The organism is Streptomyces sp. NPDC000878 (assembly GCF_053599695.1).
Map to the genome: position 1 here is coordinate 60,982 of NZ_JBSFMT010000001.1, position 19,761 is coordinate 80,742.

Here is a 19,761-nt window from a genome sequence, read left to right on the forward strand (position 1 = left end):
CAGCGCCGCGCGTGCGTTTTCTGTCACACCCTCACCGCGTCACGGGTTGGTTGCGCGTTGTACGGACATGGACGAGCAGCGGTTTCACGCCGTAACGTGCCTTTCGCTACAGGCTGCGGACGACAGGAAACTGCATCCACTGAGGTCTTGAGGTGTGCTCGGTGCAGGGGGACGACGCGGAGCTGACCACCGCGGTGCTTGCGGCACAGGCCGGGGACGAGACCGCGTTCCGGACTGTGTACCGCTCGGTGCACCCACGGTTGCTCGGGTACGTACGGACGCTCGTCGGCGATCCGGACGCCGAGGACGTGACGTCCGAGGCCTGGCTCCAGATCGCCCGTGACCTGGACCGGTTCAGCGGGGACGCGGACCGGTTCCGGGGCTGGGCCGCGCGAATAGCCCGTAACCGCGCCCTCGACCACATACGGATGCGCGGGCGCCGCCCGGTCATAGGCGGCGACGAGACCGAGCTGTCCGGCCGGGCCGCCGACTCCGACACGGCCGGCGAGGCCATGGAGTCCCTGGCCACCGACAGCACCCTCTCCCTCATCGCCCAGCTCCCGCAGGACCAGGCCGAGGCCGTCGTCCTGCGCGTGGTCGTCGGCCTCGACGCCAAGACCGCCGCCGAGACCCTCGGCAAACGCCCCGGAGCCGTACGTACAGCGGCGCACCGCGGCCTGAAACGGCTCGCGGAGCTGCTCGGGGCGGACCCGGAGGCGACCGCCGCGCTCGACGCGCTGCCGCCCCCACGGGAACCGCACGGACCTGCGGTGACGTCGGCCGGTGTGACGCATACGCGTTCTCGGACGCAGAAGGACATGTGATGGCCGACGACGACCGGTACAGGTGGCTGGACCGCGCCACGGCGGAACGCTTGCTGAGCGGGGAGTCACTGGAGGCTTCACTGGCGTCCGCGGGCCCCGAGACCCGCGACCGGGCCGAGCGACTCGCCAAGACCCTGGGCGCCCTCTCCGCGGACACTCCGCCGAACGGCGTCGAACTCCCCGGCGAGGCCGCCGCGCTCGCCGCCTTCCGCAAGGCCCGCCCGACCACGGACACGGCTGCCGTGACCGGCCTGGGCCCGGAGACGGGGCGGGACGTGGGTCTCATACGGGTGGGCGGCTTCGGGCGTTCCGGTTCCCGTGCCCGTCCGGCCCGCTGGGGCCGCCCCCTGCGCCTCGGGCTCGGTGCCGCGCTGGCCGCCGGCATGGTCGGCTCGGTCGCGGTGGCCGCCGGGTCCGGAGTCCTGCCGAACCCGTTCCGCGGTGACGATCCCGGCCGTCCCGCCGCCACCGTGTCGGCCGCCGAGTCGCGCGACCCGATGCTGGCCTCGCCGTCACCGGACGGCTCCCGGGGCAAGAGCGTCCCGTCCCTCAGGCCCGACAGCACGACCGGGGGTTCCGTCGACAACGGCTCCGCCGGGCGCGAGGAGGCCCAGGAGGGCACGACCGGCCCGGAACAGGGGCCGCGCTCCGACATGAGCCTGCCCGGCGACTGGCGCAGCGGACTCGCCTCCTCCTGCCGTGACATGCGCAGCGGCAAGAAGCTGGAGGCGGAGCGCAGACGGGCCCTGGAGAAGGCGGCCAAGGGCTCCACGAAGGTGTCGCAGTACTGCGAGGACACCCTGAAGGACGAACCGGCCGTCGGTTCGAACACCGACACCGGTACGGGCACGGGGGCGGGCGAGGGCGACCAGAGCGGCGCCGGTGACAGCGGCGGCACGGGCAACGCCGTGACCGGCGACGACAAGGGCAACGGCAGCGGCGGTGAGGGCCGCGGCAACGGCACGGGCCGTGGCGACCGCGCCGCAACGAAGCCGACGCCCGAACCGACGTCCTTCGTCGTCCTCAAGGCGGAGGACGCCCCCCAGAACGAACCGGCGCCGGAGGCCTCCGACCCGACATACGGCATCCTGCCGCTGCCGACGGCCACCTGACCCCGTACGCCCCGGGGCCACCTGCCCCCCCGTACGTCCCAGGGGCCCCTCACTCCACCGCGCCGCGATTGACCGCAGCGCACCGCCCTGACCTGCGAAGACGCGCGCCGCTGAAGTTCTCCCGTGCCGGGTGTGACATTTTCAGCGGCGCCGACGCAGTAGACAGTGAGCCGACTGGTCATCGGTTCCTCGCACAGAGCCGGGGGTTCCCCCCGTACCTACGGCTCGTGCACCTGGCGCGGGCGGGACACGTTCCCCCGGTCCCGTCCGCGCCCCCAATCACCCCACCTCCGCCGCCTCACCAGTAGATGACGACCTTGTCGCCGTTGCTCACCTGGGCGAAGATCGAGGCGATCGCCAGCTCGTCCCGGACGTTCACACAGCCGTGCGAGGCGCCGCCGTAGCCACGGGCCGCGAAGTCGGCGGAGAAGTGGACCGCCTGGCCGCCGCTGAAGAACATCGCGTAGGGCATGGGGGAGTCGTAGAGCGTCGACACGTGGTGCCGTGACTTCCAGTAGACGCTGAAGACACCTTCCCTGGTCGGTGTGAACTGGCTGCCGAACCGCACGGCCACCGTCGAGACGGTCCGGCCGTCGACCATCCAGCGCAGCGTCCGGCTCGTCTTGCTGATGCACAGCACCCGGCCCGTGAGACAGCGCCGGTCGGGATAGGCCGCCGGCTGCCCGCCCATCAGGAACAGCTCCCACTGACCGGGTTCGCGCGTCATCCGCAGCAGCCGCTGCCAGGTGACGGTGTCGGTCTTCCCGGTGCGCGGCAGCCCGCGCTTGCCCTGGAAGCCCTTGACGGCGGTCTCCGTCAGATCGTCGTACGACCCGGTCGGCCCGTCGTAGAGCCAGGCGATCTGCCGCAGCCGCGCCTGAAGCTCGCGCACGTCACGCCCGCTGTCCCCGCGCGACCAGAGAACGGCGGGGGGAGGGGTGACGGGGATCGCCTTCTTGGGAGCAGGCGTCGCCGTGGCGTCGGGTTGGTCACCTGGTGTGTCATCGGGTTTGTCGTCGGTGGGCGGGTGCGAGACCCGGATGTGCACGGGTGACCTGGCGTCGTCGTCCGTGCCGGTGGTCTGCACGGTGCAGCCGCCCAGGGCGAGAGCCGTGAGAACAGCAAGAATCGCCTTTCGCATGCCTGTAGTACGCAAGCCGGACCCCCGAAGCTCATGATTGTTGTGTGCGGCGACTGGCAAGCTACGCGGAGGCACACACCATGACGCGTGAGACCGAGTCGGGACTACCCATCGAACCGGCGTACGGACCCGGCGCACTCGTGAACTGGGACCCGGCGGAGAAACTGGGCGAGCCGGGCGCGTACCCCTTCACGCGGGGCGTGTATCCGACCATGTACACCGGCCGCCCCTGGACAATGCGCCAGTACGCCGGTTTCGGCACCGCCGCCGAGTCGAACGAGCGCTACCGGCAGCTGATCGCCCACGGCACGACGGGCCTGTCCGTCGCCTTCGACCTGCCCACCCAGATGGGCCACGACAGCGACGCGGCGATCGCACACGGCGAGGTCGGCAAGGTGGGAGTGGCGATCGACTCGGTGGACGACATGCGGGTGCTGTTCGAGGGAATCCCGCTGGACAGGGTGTCGACGTCGATGACGATCAACGCCCCGGCGGCGCTCCTCCTCCTGATGTACGAACTGGTGGCCGAGGAACAGGGAATCCCGGCCGCCCAGCTGACGGGCACGATCCAGAACGACGTACTGAAGGAGTACATAGCGCGGGGAACGTACATCTTCCCGCCCGCGCCCTCCCTCCGCCTGACCGCGGACATCTTCAAGTACTGCGGGGCCGAGATCCCGAAGTGGAACACGATCTCGATCTCCGGGTACCACATGGCGGAAGCGGGTGCGAGTCCCGTACAGGAGATCGCGTTCACGCTCGCGGACGGCATCGAGTACGTCCGTACGGCGGTCGCGGCCGGCATGGACGTCGACGACTTCGCCCCGCGCCTGTCCTTCTTCTTCGTGGCCCGGACGACGCTCCTGGAGGAGGTGGCGAAGTTCCGCGCGGCGAGACGCATCTGGGCGAGGGTGATGAGGGACGACTTCGGCGCGAGAAACCCCAAGTCATGGATGCTGCGCTTCCACACCCAGACCGCAGGAGTCCAGCTGACGGCTCAGCAGCCCGAGGTGAACCTGGTCAGGGTGGCGGTCCAGGGCCTGGCGGCGGTACTCGGGGGCACCCAGTCCCTGCACACGAACAGCTTCGACGAGGCGTTGGCCCTCCCCAAAGCCAAGAGCGCCCGCCTCGCCCTCCGTACCCAGCAGGTCCTCGCCTACGAGACGGACGTGACGGCGACGGCGGACCCCTTCGCGGGCTCGTACGCGATCGAGAAGCTGACGGACGACATGGAGACGGCGACGCTCGCCCTGATGCGGCGGGTCGAGGACCTCGGCGGCGCGGTGACCGCGATCGAACACGGCTTCCAGAAGGCGGAGATCGAGCAGAACGCCTACCGCATCGCCCAGGAGACGGACGCGGCGGAACGGGTCGTGGTGGGCGTCAACCGCTTCCAACTGGACGAGGAGGAACCGTACGAGCCGCTCCGCGTGGACCCGGCGATCGAGTCCGAGCAGGCACAACGGCTGGCGCGGCTACGGGCGACCCGGGACCAGGCGACGGTGGACGCGGCCCTGGCCGCCCTGCGGGAAGCAGCCGAGGGCACGGCCAACGTCCTGTACCCGATGAAGGAGGCGCTGCGGGCGCGGGCGACGGTGGGGGAGGTGTGCGGGGCGTTGCGGGGGGTTTGGGGGGTTTATGCGCCTAGGGATGTGTTCTGAGCTTCTGCGGTAGGCGATCTAGCTCTTGGTGGACCGTACAGTGCCGCTGGTGTGTACAGTTCTTGTATGGAGACGTATCCGCTCGTGGAAGCGCGCAATCAGCTCGGGCAGCTCGTCGGCCGGGTCCGGCACGGCGGTGAGCACATCTTGATCAGCGAGTACGGCAAGCCCGCGGCGGCTCTGGTGCCGATAGGGGAACTGGAGGAGCTGGAGCGTCTTCGTGATCAGGCTGACATCGCTGAGGCGCGCGCCGTCGAGGCAGCTCCAGGCGGCCCGGCGATGACCCACGAGGAGTTCATGGCCCAGCTGGAGGCCGAGGACCGGCAGGCCGAACTGTGAGCTACACGGTTGTGTGGGAGCACCAGGCCATGGGGGAGTTCCGTCGACTCCGGCAGGTCGATCCCGTGGGAGCCAAGGCCTGTGCGGCGGCGGTGCGGGCGTTGGGCGACTCGCCCAGGCCGGAGGAAGCGCGTGCCTTGGGCGGCTCCGGCTACTACCGGATGTCCGTCGGAGCCTGGCGTGTGCTGTACCGACCGAACGACATCACCGCCGTCGCCCCCGCCCAGCCGACGTAACCGTCCGGGCGGACCAGGAACATCCCGGCGCCGTACGCCTCGTACGAGGGGAGGCGGACCGTGGGGACGGCGGGGAGCGTCGGCAGGGGCGTCGTCGTGCCCACCGTCAGCAGGGTCCAGTGCGGGCCCCGGAACGCGTCGAAGAGGCGTACGCCGTCCACCGTGCCGTCCGGTGCGCGGTCGCCCGCGTGGACCGGGCCAGGGGCCGGACGGGTCTCCGCCGTCAGGGACGAGTCGCGGTAGCCGAGGCCGAGCTGCCGGGTCGCCTCACCGCGCCTGGCCTCGTCGCGGTGGACGCCCTCATCCTTGTGGTCGCGGTGTGGAGCGCCACGGTGTCGCTGGTGTCTGCGCGAAGTGGCCAGGCGTTCTGCCGTGCGGTGTCAGTGCCGTGTGCATGCAGTGACGGGTTCGCTCGATCGGGTGATGGGTGGGGAACGGACGGCGGGGAGTCGTACGGGTGTGTACGTTCGGTGATTATGAAGCTGGTGGTGCAGGTCAGGCTGCTGCCGACGCCTGCGCAGGCGTCGGCGCTTGAGGGGACTCTGCGTGCCTGCAACGAGGCCGCCACCTGGGCCAGTCAGGTGGCCTTCGAAAGGGATGTGAAGCGGAACTTCGCACTGCGCGAGCACACCTATGGCGAGGTGAAGGCTCGCTGGGGGCTGGGTGCCCAGGCTGCCCAGCACGTGATCAAGAAGACGTGCGATGCGTACGCCACGCTGCGGGCGAACCTGAAGGCCGGGAACCTTGGCAGGCCCGGTTCGAAGCGGTATCGCAGCGCCACCGAGAAGCCGGTCATTTTCCGCCCGGAGGGGGCGCAGCCGTACGACGACCGGATGCTGTCCTGGCAGGTCCTCGAACGCCGAGTGTCTGTCTGGACCGTGCACGGGCGGGTGAAGGACGTGTCGTTCACCGCCTCCCCGGAGCAGTTGGCCACCCTGGCCCTGTTCCGCAAGGGCGAGTCCGACCTCGTGTGCCGGGACGGCATGTGGTTCCTGAACGCGACTTGCGAGGTCCCCGAGGCCCCGCTGAACCAGGATCCAACCGACTTCCTCGGGATCGATCTGGGCATCGTGAACATCGCCACCACGTCCGACGGCGAGATCTTGGCCGGACGCGAACTCAACCGCATCCGGGGCGCGTGAACGTGGCCTGCGCACCAAGCTCCAGAAGAAGAACACCCCGTCCGCCAAGCGTCGGCTGAAGAAGCGCAGGCGCAAGGAGGCGCGGAGGGCGAAGGACATCAACCACAAGATCTCGAAGCATGTGGTGGCCGAGGCAGAACGCACCGGTCGCGGAATCGCCCTGGAAGACCTCACGGGCATCCGCGAGCGGGTACGGCTTCGCAAGCCTGGGGGCACCTCCCACGCCCTTAAGGCAGTGGGGGAGGGCCGCCCACTCCAGCTGGTCTTTCCACCAGCTGGGAAGCTTCATCGCGTACAAGGCCCGCCGGGCGGGAGTACCGGTGGTGTACGTCGATCCGGCGTACACCTCCCGCACCTGCGCCGAATGCGGCCACATCGACAAGGCGAACCGGGTCTCACAGGCCTGGTTCGCGTGCCGGAGCTGCGGATTCGTTGATCACGCAGACCGGAACGGCTCCCGCAACATCCGCGCACGCGCGTGGGAGTTGTGGCGACGCGGGGCCCCGTCAACGGCCCCCGCCCCACCACCGAAACCCAACGGTGGGGCTGGACGCAAACGGCACGTCACCGCCAGTGACGCTCGTTCTGCAAGCCCGGTGCTAGCGCCGGGCAGGTGACCGGCTCCCGTTTCACCGGTGTCGAGCACGCCGTCCAGATGGAGGCGAACCTCCGCTGCTTCGTCGAGGCCGGCTTCACCCCGGCCCAGGCCGTCCGCGCGAACATGACGGCGTACGTCTATACGATTGGCTTCGTCACGGAGGAACAGGGCGTGCAGCCGCTGCCCGGTGAACGCCGGGAGGGGTACGACGTCGAGGAGCGGGCCCGGCGGATGGCAGACTTTCCCCTGTCGGCCGCGGCCGGCGCCGAGGTCTTCCAGGACTACGACCGACAGTTCGAGGAAGGGCTGAAGCTGGTGCTCGCAGGAATCGGGGCGACGTACGGAATGACGTACGGAAAGTCGTCGTGATGCCTTGGGAGTACGGCCCGGCCCTCATCTTTCGAGTGCTGTCCGATCGGGCCCGAGTTGACATCCGGCGCCGAATAACTCTTACTGTCGCGGAATCTGCAGCTGAGAGAGCCCAGGTGTACGCGTGACCAACCGTCCCCCGATACTGTCCGTTATCGTCCCTTGTTACAACATCGAGACCTATGTCTCGGACACAGTGACGAGTCTCGTCAACAACGACCAGGACGACTTCGAGTTCATCTTCGTCGAGGACCGCTCGACCAAGGACAAGACCTACGAGGCGTTGCTGGAGCTGACGAAGCGGCTGAAGAACGGCAGGGTGATCCGGCACGAGCAGAACGGCGGCCTGGCCACCGCCCGCAACACCGGCATCGACGCGGCCGAGGGCACCTACCTCACCTTCCTCGACGGTGACGACTGGCTGGGCCCGGGTTATCTCCAGGCCCTCGTCGACTCCGTCCAGCGCCATGACGTCGACTTCGTGCGCACCGACCACGTACAGGTCAACGGCATGGAGCGGGCCGTCCACCGGGCGCCCGAGGGCCGCCGGAACATCCCGCTGGACCCGCGCACCTCGATCCTCCCCGTCGACGACACCACGATGGTCGACTACCCCTACGCCTGGGCCGGCGTCTACCACCGCCGCCTCCTCGACAAGGGCATGCTGCGCTTCCACGACGGTCTCAAGACCGCCGAGGACCGCCCCTGGATCTGGGACCTGCACCGCAGGGCCGACTCCTACCTGGTCGCCAGCCTGCGCGGGGTCTTCTACCGCCGGGGCGTCACCACCTCGCTCACCCAGATCGGTGACGTCCGCCAGCTGGACTTCTTCCGGTCCTTCGACCTCGTCCTCGCCGAACTCGCGAGCGACCCCGAGGTCGGGCTGCTACGCAAGAAGGCGCTGCGCAACTACTGCGTCGTCATCGCGCACCAGCTGCTCCAGCGCAGTCGCTTCGACCGGCCGACCGCCGCCAAGCTGCGGCAGATGAGCGCCGACGCGCTGAACAAGATGACCGAGGACGAACTCCAGGCGGCCCTCATCGGGATGGGCGAGCAGCGCGTACACCTGCTGCGGCGCGTGCGCGGCGGTATGAAGGGAATCGCGGCATGATCCAGATCTTCTTCTCGGCGACGCAGTACGCCGCGGCGACCGTCACGGCCGCGATCCGCGCCGGCCTCTTCGGCCCGCGCGAGGAGCACCGCCGCATCCTCGTCGTCAGCAACACGGCCGCCATCCCGGAGGTCGGCACCCCGCTCGACAGGATGCCCGGCTTCGAGAAGCTGCGGCCCGAGTTCGACGAGGTGCGCTCCTGGAACGAGTTCATCTCCCCGCACCACCCGGCCGGCTGGTCCCCCCGCGCGCAGGACGCGATCATGTGGGAGAAGGCCGTACGCCTGGCCTGGAACCTCGGTGACGAGCCCGTCGAGATCGCCTGCGAGTCGATCCAGGCGAACCCGTCGCGCGCGGTCGCCGAGATCTTCGCCGACAGTCCGATCCACGTGTACGCGGACGGCCTGATGAGCTACGGCCCCACCCGCAACCGCGTTCCGCACGGCATGAGCAGCCGCATCGCCCGCGTGCTCCACCTCGACCTCATACCGGGACTGCGGCCCCTGCTCCTCGCCGAGTACGGCGTGGAGCCGGTGCCGATCCCGAACGAGCCGATCGTCGGCGTTCTCAACGAGATCGGGGAGCAGGGCGTCGACCTGCTCGCCGACCGCATCCCGGCCGAGAACCGACCGACGGCCGTGCTCCTCGGTCAGTACCTGTCCGCCATCAACCTCATCACCCAGGAGGAAGAGGAGGAGCTGCACGTCCGGATGCTCCGGGCCGCGGCCAGGGCCGGCCACACCGCCGTCCTGTTCAAGCCGCACCCGAGCGCCCCGGCCGCGTACTCCACGTCCCTGCAGACCGCCGCCACGGAACTCGGCGTGCACCTGAGCGTGCTCAACGAACCGGTGCTCGCCGAGACGGTGTTCGCGTACCTGAAGCCGCAGCTGGTCGTCGGCTGCTTCTCCACCGCGCTGATGACAGCCGCCACCTTCTACGGCATCCCGGTCGCCCGGGTCGGCACGGAGTCGCTCCTCGACGCCATCACGCCGTACGAGAACAGCAACCGCATCCCGCTCACCATCATCGACGCGGCCCTGCCCGACGCCGAACGCGACCTCGCGTCCAGCATCGGGGTGCCGTCCGACGACCCCGGGCTCGTCGCGCGGCTGGAACCGCTGGTGAAGGCGGTCGGGTACTGCATGCAGTCCCGTAAGCACCCGCAGCTGCGTGAAGAGGTCGCCGCCTGGCTGTCGGTCCATCTGTCGGAGAACGCCCACTACTTCAAGCGCCGCCGCCTGACCAGCCTCCGCCTCCCCGGCGGCAGCACGGTCCGCGCGGAGACGCTGCGGCGCAACCCGACGGTCCGCAAGGTCGTGAAGAGAGTCAGGGCCGTGCGGTCCTGACAGGCACAGCGACGTGAAAGGGCCCGGGGTCGGATTCCGACCCCGGGCCCTCTTATCTCCGTACGGGCTACGCCCGTTGCGGGGGTTTTACCAGGTCCACTTCTGGTCGTCGTTCGTCGTGCATCCCCACTGAATGATCTTGGTGCCGGGGGTGGTGCTGGACTTGGGGACGACGAGGCACAGGTCGCTGTTCAGGTTACGCAGTCGGCCGATGCTGTCGTGGATCCAGATCTGCTCGTCATCACCGCTGCATGCCCACTGGATGGCCTGGGTGCCCTCGTCGATGTCGGCGCCGGGCATGGCAATACACCTTTTGCTGTTGCTGTTCCGAATGGCGTAGCGGTCACCGTTCCCGCCCGCGACATTCTCCAGGCGCCACAGCTGTTCCGTACCGTTGCTGCAGGTCCACTGGATCAGGAGGGTGCCGTTGTCCGTGCTGTCCTTGGGGACGGCCAGGCACCCTTCGGTCCCGACGTTGACGAGGGGGCGGTAGGCGTCGACGGAGCCCGCGACCCAGGAGGCGAGGCCGTCTACGCGGGCGGCTATGCCGCCGGTACGGGTCTCGGCAGCGTCGATGCCGAAGCAACCGCCCTGGTAGGAGCGGCTGTTGAGGGCTGCCAGCTGCGGGGTGCCACTGACCGTGCGGATGACGGGGCCGCCGGTGTCGCCCATGCAGACGGCCGCACCGTCCTTGCCGGTGACCGTGGCCGTGATGGCGTCCGAGGCGTCCACGGACAGCGCGCCGGTGTGCAGGTTCAGCGGCGCCCACTCGGTCTTGGTGCGCCCGTATCCGGCGAACTTCAGCTCCTCGCCCGCGGTGGGCGCGGTGGTGGCCAGGGCGACGGGGGTGACGTTGGTGACCGGGCGGTTCAGGCGGGCCAGGACGACATCGCGGTCGGCGTGGGGCACCAGCTCGACGACCTCGCGCACGGCACCCGCGGTGCTGGTCAGGTCGGACCGGCCGATGATCGCGGTGGTCGTGAGGGCGGGCTTGCCTGCGGGCACGGAGATGCTCGTGGCCGGGTCGTCGGCGAAGCAACTGGCCGCGGTGAGGAGCCACTGCCTGGCGACGAGGACGCCGGAGCAGCCGCGGTCGTGGTCGCCGATGGTGATCTGCGCGGTGTAGGCGTAGGTGGTGTCGGTGGAGGGGGTGCCGGTGACGGCTGCTGCGGGCGCGGGCGCGGCGCCCAGTGCGACCGGGATCGCGAGCATGGCCGCGGTGAGCGCGGACAGGCGCTTCGGTCTGGTGTGTCGCATGACGTGATTCCTTGGGCTGGAGATCTGCGGGGCGGGGGCGGCCCTCTGAAGAGCGAAGGGCAAGTAGCCCTGGAACAGGGCTACTTGGCGGTCCTCAGCTCCAGGAGCGTCCACTCACGGGCCTGCTCGTCCGCGCTCTCCCCGACCGGGGTCCAGGTGTTCTTGGTGATGTCGTACGTCTGTTCCTCGGTGCCGACAGTCAGGTCGGCCTGGGTGGCGTAGTCGTTGCCCCTGATCAGATAGACCGAGGGCAGCTCCAGCGTCAGCCAACCGGAGGTGCCCTTGACGCCGAAGCAGATCTTGCTCTGGTCGCGCGCCATGACCTCGAGCTGGCCGGTGCCGGTCACGCAGTCGGCGAGTGTGATGTGACCGTCGCCGCGCTTGAGCACGATGTTCTTCTCGGCAAGGATCTTGTCCGCCTGCGGGTAGTCGAAGTTTTCGACGGCGTAACCGGGAGCCTCGTCGGCCACCGCCGCCACCGCCCCGGACGTCCGGTTCGAGGTGCTCCCCTGGTCGGAGACACTGCCCGCCACGGCGGTCCACGTGAGAGCCCCGGCGGCAAGAGCGGCCAGGGCCGTCCCTATGAGTCTCCTGCGGTATGACCTCGGTGACATAGGGAAAAGCTCCTTCATTACAATCCTGACTTTGTTGCTCCGGATGAGAAATAGCAAGCCGGAAAGCATTTCACGCACGGGTATGAGGGGGGTGCAAATTTGATACGCGCAGCTCCCACTCCCGGGCAAAAAATGAACCCCTGGCCATCTACCGAATACTGCCGGTACCGCATATGCAACCCTGCACCCCTGGGTCTGTCCACTTCATGGAATGGAATAATTCGGACGAATAATGGAGGGTCGGCGTGGGATCGGTCACATCTAGAAAGGGTTGTATTGATTTAGATAAAGGAAAGGTCACGAAATGGTGCGGTATTTATCGGTGATAGTTCACGAAAGGGATCTTCCGGTAAAAGGGTGGTTGAATTTTTCCATGAAGCACACAAAGAAACTGTAAGGTTCGACTAAAGGGCTGAGGTCGGTAAGTGAGAGGTGATGGCGTACATGAATCTGCTGAATATCGAACGAACTGAATGTCAATGGAAAGAGGGAGTAACGCGTTGAGTGTCAGATTGAGGGCCGTTCCGGCATGGCGAGGCATCGTGGCGGCGCTGATAGCCCTGGTAATGGTCATGGGCATCGATCTGCGTCCTGCCGCGGCAGCCGACGAGGCGCCGGAGTACGGACGTGCCGACGTCCTCATGGAGTGGGAGTACGGCGGTCAGGGCGTCCGGCGCGCGGCCGAGGCGGCCCTGCTGGGTTCGATCGACGACGTCCAGACGTTCATGGACGTGGACCTGCCGGCCGCCCAGCTCGAGGATCTGCGGGTCGAGGTGGCGCAGATCATGGCGCTCGGCGGTCCTGGTGTGCGCGATGCGGCCAACGCCGCGCTGAGCGGCGCTGAGACTGAGCTCCAGGCCTTCCTGGACGGTGACTTCACCGCGGCCTACGAGGAGGACCAGCGCGTCCAAGCAGCGCAGGTTATGGCCTTCGGCGGCTCGGGCGTGAAGAAGGCCGGCAACACGGCTCTCAGCGGCACGGCCGACGACGTGAGCGCGTTCCTGGAGACGGGGCAGTACAAGGCGCGGGCCGACGACAACCGGGTCCGGGTCGGTCAGCTGATGTACACCGGCGGCACGAACGTGAAGCTGCTCGCAGGTCAGGCACTGGACGGTACGGACGAGGACGTACAGGACTTCCTGGACGACGGGTGGGCGGTAGCGGCCGCGCGTGACCAGGAGACGCTGACCGTCGCGCAGCTGGCGGTACTCGCCGACACGGCACAGAAGCGGGCCAAGGAGCTGACCGAGACTGCCAAGGAGGAGGCGGCCAAGGCGGAGAAGGCCACGCAGGCGGCCAAGGCGGCGGCGCAGGTCGCGGCCCAGGAGGCACTGGAGTCCAAGGAGTCTGCTGGCCGGGCTGCTGCGGCGGCGTCGCGGGCGGCGGCTGCCGCCGACCGGGCGGCCCAGGCGGCCCGTACGGCGCTGTCCTCGGCGGCGGCGGCGAACGCGACGGCACGCGTGGCCGCTTCGGCTGCGGCGCAGGCGGCTTTCGCCGCCAGCCAGGCCGGAAACGCGGCGTCCGCGGCCCGGTCCGCTGCGGGTGCGGCGGCCGGTGACGCTTCGCGGGCCGATGCGGCACGCGAGGCGGCGGACAGGGCGAACGCCGCAGCGTCCGGGGCCCGGAAGGCGGCGGTCGCCGCAGACCAGGCCGGTATCGCCGCCGACCAAGCGGCGGTCGCCGCCGGGGCCGCGGCCAGCGCGGGGGCGAACGCGGCGGCTGCGGCCGCCGCAGCCGCAGATGCGGGCCGCTGGGCCGGCGAGGCGGGTGCCAAGGGCGACGAGGCTGCCGCGGCGGCGGCTAAGGCCAAGCGGTTGGCCGACCAGGCCACCCGCGCGGCGGGTGTCGCGCAGTCCAACGCCAAGCAGGCTGGCACGGCTGCCCGACAGTCGCGTGACGCGGCCAACGAGACCGCGGCGCATGCCGAGGCGGCGGCGATCGCGGCGAACAAGGCTGCCGACGCGGCGGGCGAGGCAGTGGACGCCGCCAAGGACGCCACCGAGGCCGCGAACGCGGCCACCGAGGCCGCGAACAACGCGCTGAAGGCGGCCGACCAGGCCTCGACCGTGGTGGAGTTGGCGCGCAAGGCGGACGCCGAGCGGCTGGCCCAGCAGCAGGACGAGGCGGTCCTGGCGGCCGAGGAGGCCGCTCAGGCCTACGATGAGAAGGTGGCCGCCTCCCAGTGGGAGATTGGCCGTATCCAGGAACTCAGCGCCCAGACAGAGCAGTTGGTGTCCGAGGCCGCAGCGGCCTCCGACCTGTCGGTCACGGCCGCCAAGGGACGCCAGGCAGCGGTCAACCTGCTTGCCACCGGCGGAACCTGGGTCCGGGACGCGGCAGGGGACGCACTGGCGGGCAGCGACGACGACGTGGCCGAGTTCGTACGCGCCAGGCTGGCGCTGGCTCTGGAACAGGACGACCGCGCCAGCGTCGGCCACCTTGCCGTGAACAGCGAGGTCCCCGCGCAGCGGCAGGCCGCGCTGGATGTGCTGGACAAGCCGATCGACCAGGTACGCGAGTGGCTGCGCACGCGTGCCTACCCGGGCAAGGACGACGACGACCGGATCGCCGTGGCCAAGATCTCCGCCGAGGGCGGTCCGGGTGTGAAAGCCGCCGCGAGCGAGGCGCTGGACGGTACCGCGGCCGACGTGGCGGAGTTCCTGGAGACCGGGCAGTACCAGGCTCAGGAGGACGACGACCGCGTGGCGGTCGCCGAGGCCCTCGCCGCCGGTGGCCCCGAGGTCCAGGCCGCGGCGCAGGCCGTGCTGTCGGGACCGGCGTCCGGACTGCGTCCCTTCCTGGAGATCGGCCTGTACAAGGCGCGCCAGCGGGATGCGAACGCCGCCGCGCACATCGCCGAGGTCAACGTTCTGCTGCAGGCCGCCTACAAGTCGGCGGCGCTCGCGGCGAAGGACGCCAACGAGGCGCAGAAGGCCGCTGCGGAGGCACGTAAGAACGCCGCCGAGGCCACCTCGTGGGCCAACAAGGCCAAAGCGTCCTCCGCCCAGGCGGACACGTACGCCGCGCAGGCCGACAAGTCGGCCGACCAGGCCGCCGAATCCGCCGCCGAGGCGGCCGAGTCCGCGAAGACGGCCCGGAACGCGGCCGCGGCGGCCCAGGCGGACGCACAGTCGGCGGCCCGCTCGGCCGAACGTGCCCAGCACTCCGCTGCCATCGCCTACGACTACTCCATGGAGGCCAACAACTCCGCCTATCAGGCTGGTCTTTCCGCGCTGGCGGCGGAAGCGGACTCCGCGGCAGCCGCCAAGGCGTCCACCGAGGCCATGAAGACCGCCGCCGACCTGCTGGTCGCGGAACTGAAGGCGCAGATCAAGGAGGAGGCCGCCCAGGAGACCAGCACGCCGCTCAGCGACGCGGAGCTGCGCGCGGTACTGGAGAAGCGGCTGATCGAATTCCGTGGGAACCCCTGGGAGAACCAGGAGTTGAAGCCGGGCGAGACGCTCCTGGTCTGCGGCGGTGACGGCGCAGGCGGATTGGGCTGCATCACCACCACATATCTCGACCGCCTGATCGCTTGGTACGTCGGTGCCGAGGAGATCGAGGAGTGCCTGGCGACCAAGAAGCTCTCGTGCCTCAAGGGCCTCGCCCTCAGCGCCCTCAAGATCAAGATCTTCAGGAAGATCAACTGCGGGAAGAGCAGCTTCACGCCGGGCACCCGGGTCCTGATGGCCGACGGCCGGACCAGGGCGATCGAGGACGTTCGGATCGGCGACCAGGTCATGGCCACCGACCCGGAGTCCGGCCGTACCGAGGCGAAGCGCGTCCAGCTGACCATTGGCAGCAGGGGGCAGAAGAACCTCGTGGACGTCACCGTCACCAGTCCCGACGGGCAGTCCACGGGCACGCTGGTCGCCACCGACAACCACCCCTTCTGGGTGGCGGGTGACCAGAACACCTGGACCGACGCCGGTCAGCTCGAACCCGGCGACACTCTGCGGACCGAAGCCGGTACCTCCGCCGAGGTCAGCGAGACCAAGGCGTGGGCCACACCCGAGCAGAGCGTCCACAATCTGACGATCGCCGACTTCCACACCTACTATGTGGTGGCGGGGGCCACGCCGGTCCTCGTTCACAACAGCAACGGATCGTGCGGTGTATGGCAGTCCGAGTTCGACAATCTGCCGAAGGGTAGACAGGGGCACGTTCGGGAGATGCCTGATGAGCAGACGATGCGCGATGCCTTCGAGCGCTGGACTGCTGGCGCTGAGCGACTCCCAGCGCGTGGTCCAAAGATCCCCGAGGTGTATCGACTCGAAGATGGCACCGTGATTCAGTGGAGAACGGCATCTGCTTCCGGTGGAGCGACAGTAGATATCCAGCCTGGTAGCGGTGGGAAGCCATTGAAGGTTCACTTGCCATGATTGACAGACGTATTTTCGCTGACGTATTGATCGAAGGGCTGGACGATTGGGTCCCAATCGATCAGCTCATCTGGGCAGCGAGGGAAGGGGCGAAGGGCCGCCCGTGGAAGGAATTCTTCGTCGAGATACTGCACTTCTTGCTCGAAAATGGCTTGATCCAGATCGGTGAACTTGCTGCAGAGGGATTCTCGCCGTGGAGGGGGGAGGCTGGCGAAGTTGTCCAGTTGGTACTCGATGACCTTGAGCGCCTTTCCTGGAATCCAAAGCTGGGCAGTCGCGCCTGGATCGCCAATACAAAAGAAGGCAATGAAGTCGCACGGTCACTGATCGACTGATAGCGCCAGCCTCGGGCTGAGGACACGGGAGCCGTCGAGAATCTGCGCGCCCCTTCCAGTATGAACAAAGGGGGCGGTCACGCCATGCATCACGTGAAGGAAGACGGGCTGATTCCCAGTGAGGGAAGCGTTGCCTCCCAGCTCGAGTACTTCCAGGAGAATTTCTCGCAGATTCTGACGTCGCCGGACAAGACGTTCGACTGGAGGAGCGGTGGCACAGAGGCCAAGGGATTCGCCAAGAAGGTCAATGGCCAGGTACTGGTGATCATGGTGGCAAAGGAAGGTAACTGTCAGGGCAAGATCATTACCGCTATGGTGCCCGGTGGCAAGAACATGGCGAAGTGGGGCCTCCTATGATCTCCCTCAAGGACGCCATCACATGGAGCGGCCCGCCGGTTGTCATCCTCTTCACGATCGGGCAAGCCGACTCCCGCCTGGACCCGGGCGAGTTCGAGCTCTCCGGCACGCGACCGGACGAGGTCGGACTCTACGAGATGGTCTCCGAGCCCGAAGAGTGGGAGGCTACTGTTTGGGAGTACGATCTCACCTTCGAGGACGATCGCCTGGACGACCCGTATTTCCCCAGCTATCTGCGAGAGTTTCTGCGGAAAGCGGCTGCGCACGCGGAGGGAATCGCGTGGGTGACGTTCGAGGGGGCCTTTCACTTCGACCACCTCTTCACCGACGACATCGCGGACCAGATCTACGGTTACTGCGTGGCAGGGGACGAACCTGTGGTCGTCTGGGATCGCGAGATCATGAAGAGTGATCAATGGAAGCGCGAGATCAGGGAAACGCGATCGGTTCTGGACCGAGCTTTCCCGGCGTAACCGAAAGAGAAGGAGAAGGGCTCCCGGCTGGTGCCGGGAGCCCTTCGTCGTTGTAGACCTCGCCCGGGGTCTGGAGGACGATGATGACTGGAAGCCGTTCGGGGAAATCCTGTCCGACCCGGCGCCCACGCGGACCGTGACACCCGGCCTGGTGGGCCTGGTCCCAACACGGTGCCCGCCGCTGCGTAGTCGAGCGCCGTGATTGCCCAACTGCCCAACTGCCCAACTGCCCAACTGCCCGGCTCGCCGGGTCAGAGGGATGTCAGTCAGCCTGCCGTGTCATTGGGGTGGCCGAAGCGGAGGGGGCCGAGAGGGGCGAAGCGGGGCCGACCATGCAGTTCTGATTCCCTGCGACTGCCGCTCACGACCGTGTGGCAGTCCCGCAACCCGCATCGCCGGCCTCCCGCATGCGCGTGTCCATCGACGTGCTCCGGTCGTACGGGTCGACCTCGGGGCCGTCTCCCGGGCGCGAGGCAGCGCGCTCTGCGTTGAACTCGGGGGTGAGGTAGCCGGTGAAGGTATCGCAGCCGCCGTTGGTGGTGTCCACCTTGTAGGAGACGAAGGAGAACGTACCCGGCTCGACGACGACCTTCGCCGGGTCGTCCCAACTCATCACGACCTCGCGGCGCACGATGGTACGCGCGACTTCGTCGCTTCCCGCTGCAGCGCGTACGACCGGATATACGTACGTGACATCGGTGGTCACCTCGACCGCACCGCGCTTACCTTCTCGGTACGTGATCCGCCCTCGTGTCTTGACCACATCCCCGACAAGCCGGACCTTCGTCTTCTCGAACCGGCTGAACAGCAGCAGAGGATCGTTCTCCCGGCTGGGCGCGCGGAGCGAGGTCGCCAGGTAGTCCTGGACATCCTGCTGATGAGGATTGATCAACGCGATCGCCTTCCTCGGTCGCTCCCCGCGCAGCACGCCAGGATCCAGACTGGACGCGGCGAGGAAGTCCCGTGTCTTCTCGAGTGCCTGCACGACCTGCCCCTTGCTCATCCACCCGGTCGCCCGTGCCTCAGGCAGTCCGATCCCAGCCGTCCCGTCACCCCACTGCGCCGCGGGCGACCCCCTGAACGGCTGCTCCAGGGTCGGAGGTTGGGCCGCCGCTTCCGCCGACGGCGGCTGATCCGGACGTTCCGACTCCACGGCGAGCGGCGCATTCTCGCCGCCTCCACCTCCGCCTCCGAACCATCCAACCACCCGCCCTGGATCCAGTGCCACGACGAGCAAGACGACCGCAACCAGCAGGCCGATCACGTACCAGCCTTTACCTCCTTGCCGCCGGGCCGGTTGGTGACTCCGCCACGGCTCCGGTCGGCCGGTCTCCTCCCGGAGCCGCCGCGTCACCATCCGGGCCCTCGCCGACGGCTCCTCGGGCGCCCCCTTAGCCCCCGCCTTGGCTTCACGAAGGAAGCGCTCCCACTCTTCGTCCGGTATGGACTCCTCACCCTTGCTCACGATGGGCCCCGCCCTTCTCACCTACCCGGACCCTCCCCAGGGCCGGTCATCGTCCGTGCATCATCACACAGCTCAACTCGGCTCCTCCTTACCCTCTCGGCTTGGAGCACGTAGAGGCGTACGACGTCGTCGTGCGGTGCCCAGTTCAAGGGGTGGGACGTGGGAGTGGGCGCGGGCGACCGCCAGCAGTCTTCTTCGGGAAGGAGCGGGGTTGCCCGGTCGGACGGAGGCGTGCGTTGCGTACGTCGGTGCCAGCGTCGCCAGCGTGCGTCGCGGGGGTTGGGCAGGGTCCAGACGTACGGGTCCGGGGCGCGTGGTGGCTGGGTGAGTACCGCAGGGGCAGGTGTGTGGGGGCGGAGTGCGGCGGCCAAGCGGGCGATCAGCCGGAGCATGCGGGGGCGACTTCCGGCAGCGGGAAGGTGGCCCACGTGCACTTGGTGAAGCGGCGCAGGTCGTATCCCCAGTGCATCGCGAGGGCCGCGATGACGGCCAATCCGCGTCCGTCCTCGTCCTGTTGGCCGGCGGTTCGGGGTGTGGGGAGTTTCTCCTTGTCGGGGTCGGAGACCTCAAGGAGGAGTTGGTCGTCCTGGAGGGTCAGGGAGATCTCGACTAGGGAGAAGGTCACTTCGCAGTGCCGTACGGAGTTGGTGACGAACTCGGTGGCCACGAGGGCGACGTCGGCGGCGAGGTCGGTGGGCAGGCCCCAGTCGGCAAGGGCTTTGCGGACCTGGGCTCGGGCTTCGGGGACGTTTCTGGGGTGTTTGGGGATGCGGAAGGTGGTGGCTTGGGCGGGCTGGGGCTGGGGTGAGGTGGGTTCGTGCATGGCGGAGTACCCCCTGACGCTCGGTCACATACACGCCGTGCGGCGGTGCATGTGCACCGAGGCTAGGGTCGTACGCGCAACTCAGGCAACGAAATCTTATGCACACGTGCATGGATTCATGCTTTCGTGTGATGCGGATCCCAAGAGCCTCGAAAACAGGCAGACTTGGCAGTCCG

At 68.3% G+C, this 19,761-nt stretch carries 14 protein-coding genes and 5 pseudogenes; 12 read left to right on the forward strand and 7 right to left on the reverse strand.

Annotation, left to right across the window (positions count from 1 at the left end; translation table 11 throughout):
• The first annotated feature begins 161 nt into the window (after positions 1-161).
• Both ACWDR4_RS00260 and ACWDR4_RS00265 read left to right on the forward strand, forming a co-directional pair.
• A complete protein-coding gene (locus tag ACWDR4_RS00260) occupies positions 162-824 on the forward strand; it encodes an RNA polymerase sigma factor (protein WP_450401905.1) in 663 nt (220 codons plus the stop codon).
• Entirely contained in the window at positions 824-1,936 is a 1,113-nt protein-coding gene (locus tag ACWDR4_RS00265) for a hypothetical protein (RefSeq protein ID WP_450401908.1), read from the forward strand. Before ACWDR4_RS00260 ends, ACWDR4_RS00265 begins: the two co-directional genes overlap by 1 nt.
• A gap of 298 nt (positions 1,937-2,234) precedes the next feature.
• On the opposite strand, the gene ACWDR4_RS00270 is transcribed toward ACWDR4_RS00265, so the two are convergent.
• Entirely contained in the window at positions 2,235-3,077 is an 843-nt protein-coding gene (locus ACWDR4_RS00270) for a L,D-transpeptidase family protein (protein ID WP_450401911.1), read from the reverse strand.
• Positions 3,078-3,157: 80 nt separating this feature from the next.
• On the opposite strand from ACWDR4_RS00270, the gene ACWDR4_RS00275 reads away from it, so the two are divergent.
• Positions 3,158-4,738, forward strand: coding sequence for an acyl-CoA mutase large subunit family protein (locus tag ACWDR4_RS00275; RefSeq protein WP_450401914.1), 1,581 nt, complete (start codon positions 3,158-3,160; stop codon positions 4,736-4,738).
• 66 nt (positions 4,739-4,804) lie between these two features.
• Positions 4,805-5,077, forward strand: coding sequence for a type II toxin-antitoxin system prevent-host-death family antitoxin (locus tag ACWDR4_RS00280; protein WP_450401916.1), 273 nt, complete (start codon positions 4,805-4,807; stop codon positions 5,075-5,077).
• Between the two features lie 154 nt (positions 5,078-5,231).
• On the opposite strand, the pseudogene ACWDR4_RS00285 reads toward ACWDR4_RS00280, so the two are convergent.
• Positions 5,232-5,609, reverse strand: a pseudogene (locus tag ACWDR4_RS00285) (aromatic-ring hydroxylase C-terminal domain-containing protein); the annotation flags it as partial.
• Between the two features lie 180 nt (positions 5,610-5,789).
• Here ACWDR4_RS00285 and ACWDR4_RS00290 point away from each other — a divergent pair.
• The 4 genes and pseudogenes from ACWDR4_RS00290 to ACWDR4_RS00305 all read left to right on the forward strand — a co-directional run bounded on the left by ACWDR4_RS00290 (position 5,790) and on the right by ACWDR4_RS00305 (position 9,879).
• Positions 5,790-7,072: pseudogene (locus ACWDR4_RS00290) on the forward strand (RNA-guided endonuclease InsQ/TnpB family protein).
• Positions 7,072-7,422, forward strand: a pseudogene (locus ACWDR4_RS00295) (TetR/AcrR family transcriptional regulator C-terminal domain-containing protein); the annotation flags it as partial. The pseudogenes ACWDR4_RS00290 and ACWDR4_RS00295, both read left to right, overlap by 1 nt.
• Positions 7,423-7,546: 124 nt before the next feature.
• Positions 7,547-8,533, forward strand: a complete 987-nt coding sequence (locus tag ACWDR4_RS00300) for a glycosyltransferase family 2 protein (protein ID WP_450401919.1) — start codon at positions 7,547-7,549, stop codon at positions 8,531-8,533.
• A complete protein-coding gene (locus tag ACWDR4_RS00305) occupies positions 8,530-9,879 on the forward strand; it encodes a polysialyltransferase family glycosyltransferase (RefSeq protein ID WP_450401922.1) in 1,350 nt (449 codons plus the stop codon). The genes ACWDR4_RS00300 and ACWDR4_RS00305 overlap by 4 nt, the downstream gene beginning before the upstream one ends.
• Positions 9,880-9,966: 87 nt before the next feature.
• Here the strand turns inward: ACWDR4_RS00305 and ACWDR4_RS00310 are convergent.
• The 3 genes and pseudogenes from ACWDR4_RS00310 to ACWDR4_RS00320 all read right to left on the reverse strand — a co-directional run.
• Positions 9,967-10,365: pseudogene (locus ACWDR4_RS00310) on the reverse strand (RICIN domain-containing protein); the annotation flags it as partial.
• A pseudogene (locus tag ACWDR4_RS00315) lies at positions 10,366-11,136 on the reverse strand (S1 family peptidase); the annotation flags it as partial.
• Between the two features lie 80 nt (positions 11,137-11,216).
• The gene (locus ACWDR4_RS00320) at positions 11,217-11,750 is read right to left on the reverse strand and encodes a hypothetical protein (protein WP_450401925.1); all 534 of its coding nucleotides are present in this window, start codon (positions 11,748-11,750) and stop codon (positions 11,217-11,219) included.
• Positions 11,751-12,250: 500 nt separating this feature from the next.
• On the opposite strand from ACWDR4_RS00320, the gene ACWDR4_RS00325 reads away from it, so the two are divergent.
• The 4 genes from ACWDR4_RS00325 to ACWDR4_RS00340 all read left to right on the forward strand — a co-directional run bounded on the left by ACWDR4_RS00325 (position 12,251) and on the right by ACWDR4_RS00340 (position 17,297).
• Positions 12,251-16,132, forward strand: a complete 3,882-nt coding sequence (locus ACWDR4_RS00325; RefSeq protein ID WP_450401927.1) for a polymorphic toxin-type HINT domain-containing protein — start codon at positions 12,251-12,253, stop codon at positions 16,130-16,132.
• Positions 16,129-16,467 (forward strand): hypothetical protein, encoded by a 339-nt coding sequence (locus tag ACWDR4_RS00330; RefSeq protein WP_450401930.1) that lies wholly within the window; start codon positions 16,129-16,131, stop codon positions 16,465-16,467. Before ACWDR4_RS00325 ends, ACWDR4_RS00330 begins: the two co-directional genes overlap by 4 nt.
• An 84-nt stretch (positions 16,468-16,551) precedes the next feature.
• Positions 16,552-16,824, forward strand: coding sequence for a hypothetical protein (locus ACWDR4_RS00335; protein WP_450401933.1), 273 nt, complete (start codon positions 16,552-16,554; stop codon positions 16,822-16,824).
• Complete coding sequence (locus ACWDR4_RS00340) at positions 16,821-17,297, forward strand: hypothetical protein (protein WP_450401935.1); 477 nt, start codon at positions 16,821-16,823, stop codon at positions 17,295-17,297. The genes ACWDR4_RS00335 and ACWDR4_RS00340 overlap by 4 nt, the downstream gene beginning before the upstream one ends.
• A gap of 361 nt (positions 17,298-17,658) precedes the next feature.
• On the opposite strand, the gene ACWDR4_RS00345 is transcribed toward ACWDR4_RS00340, so the two are convergent.
• Positions 17,659-18,762 (reverse strand): hypothetical protein, encoded by a 1,104-nt coding sequence (locus ACWDR4_RS00345; RefSeq protein ID WP_450401938.1) that lies wholly within the window; start codon positions 18,760-18,762, stop codon positions 17,659-17,661.
• A 379-nt stretch (positions 18,763-19,141) separates the two neighbouring features.
• Positions 19,142-19,585 (reverse strand): ATP-binding protein, encoded by a 444-nt coding sequence (locus tag ACWDR4_RS00350; protein WP_450401940.1) that lies wholly within the window; start codon positions 19,583-19,585, stop codon positions 19,142-19,144.
• Positions 19,586-19,761: the final 176 nt, after the last annotated feature.

Bases quoted from the DNA above. Each gene is read 5' to 3' on its own strand.
- ACWDR4_RS00265 (WP_450401908.1), top strand. From the start codon at position 824: ATGGCCGACGACGACCGGTACAGGTGGCTGGACCGCGCCACGGCGGAA.
- ACWDR4_RS00270 (WP_450401911.1), bottom strand. From the start codon at position 3,077: ATGCGAAAGGCGATTCTTGCTGTTCTCACGGCTCTCGCCCTGGGCGGC.
- ACWDR4_RS00275 (WP_450401914.1), top strand. From the start codon at position 3,158: ATGACGCGTGAGACCGAGTCGGGACTACCCATCGAACCGGCGTACGGA.
- ACWDR4_RS00280 (WP_450401916.1), top strand. From the start codon at position 4,805: ATGGAGACGTATCCGCTCGTGGAAGCGCGCAATCAGCTCGGGCAGCTC.
- ACWDR4_RS00305 (WP_450401922.1), top strand. From the start codon at position 8,530: ATGATCCAGATCTTCTTCTCGGCGACGCAGTACGCCGCGGCGACCGTC.
- ACWDR4_RS00320 (WP_450401925.1), bottom strand. From the start codon at position 11,750: ATGTCACCGAGGTCATACCGCAGGAGACTCATAGGGACGGCCCTGGCC.
- ACWDR4_RS00330 (WP_450401930.1), top strand. From the start codon at position 16,129: ATGATTGACAGACGTATTTTCGCTGACGTATTGATCGAAGGGCTGGAC.
- ACWDR4_RS00335 (WP_450401933.1), top strand. From the start codon at position 16,552: ATGCATCACGTGAAGGAAGACGGGCTGATTCCCAGTGAGGGAAGCGTT.
- ACWDR4_RS00340 (WP_450401935.1), top strand. From the start codon at position 16,821: ATGATCTCCCTCAAGGACGCCATCACATGGAGCGGCCCGCCGGTTGTC.
- ACWDR4_RS00350 (WP_450401940.1), bottom strand. From the start codon at position 19,585: ATGCACGAACCCACCTCACCCCAGCCCCAGCCCGCCCAAGCCACCACC.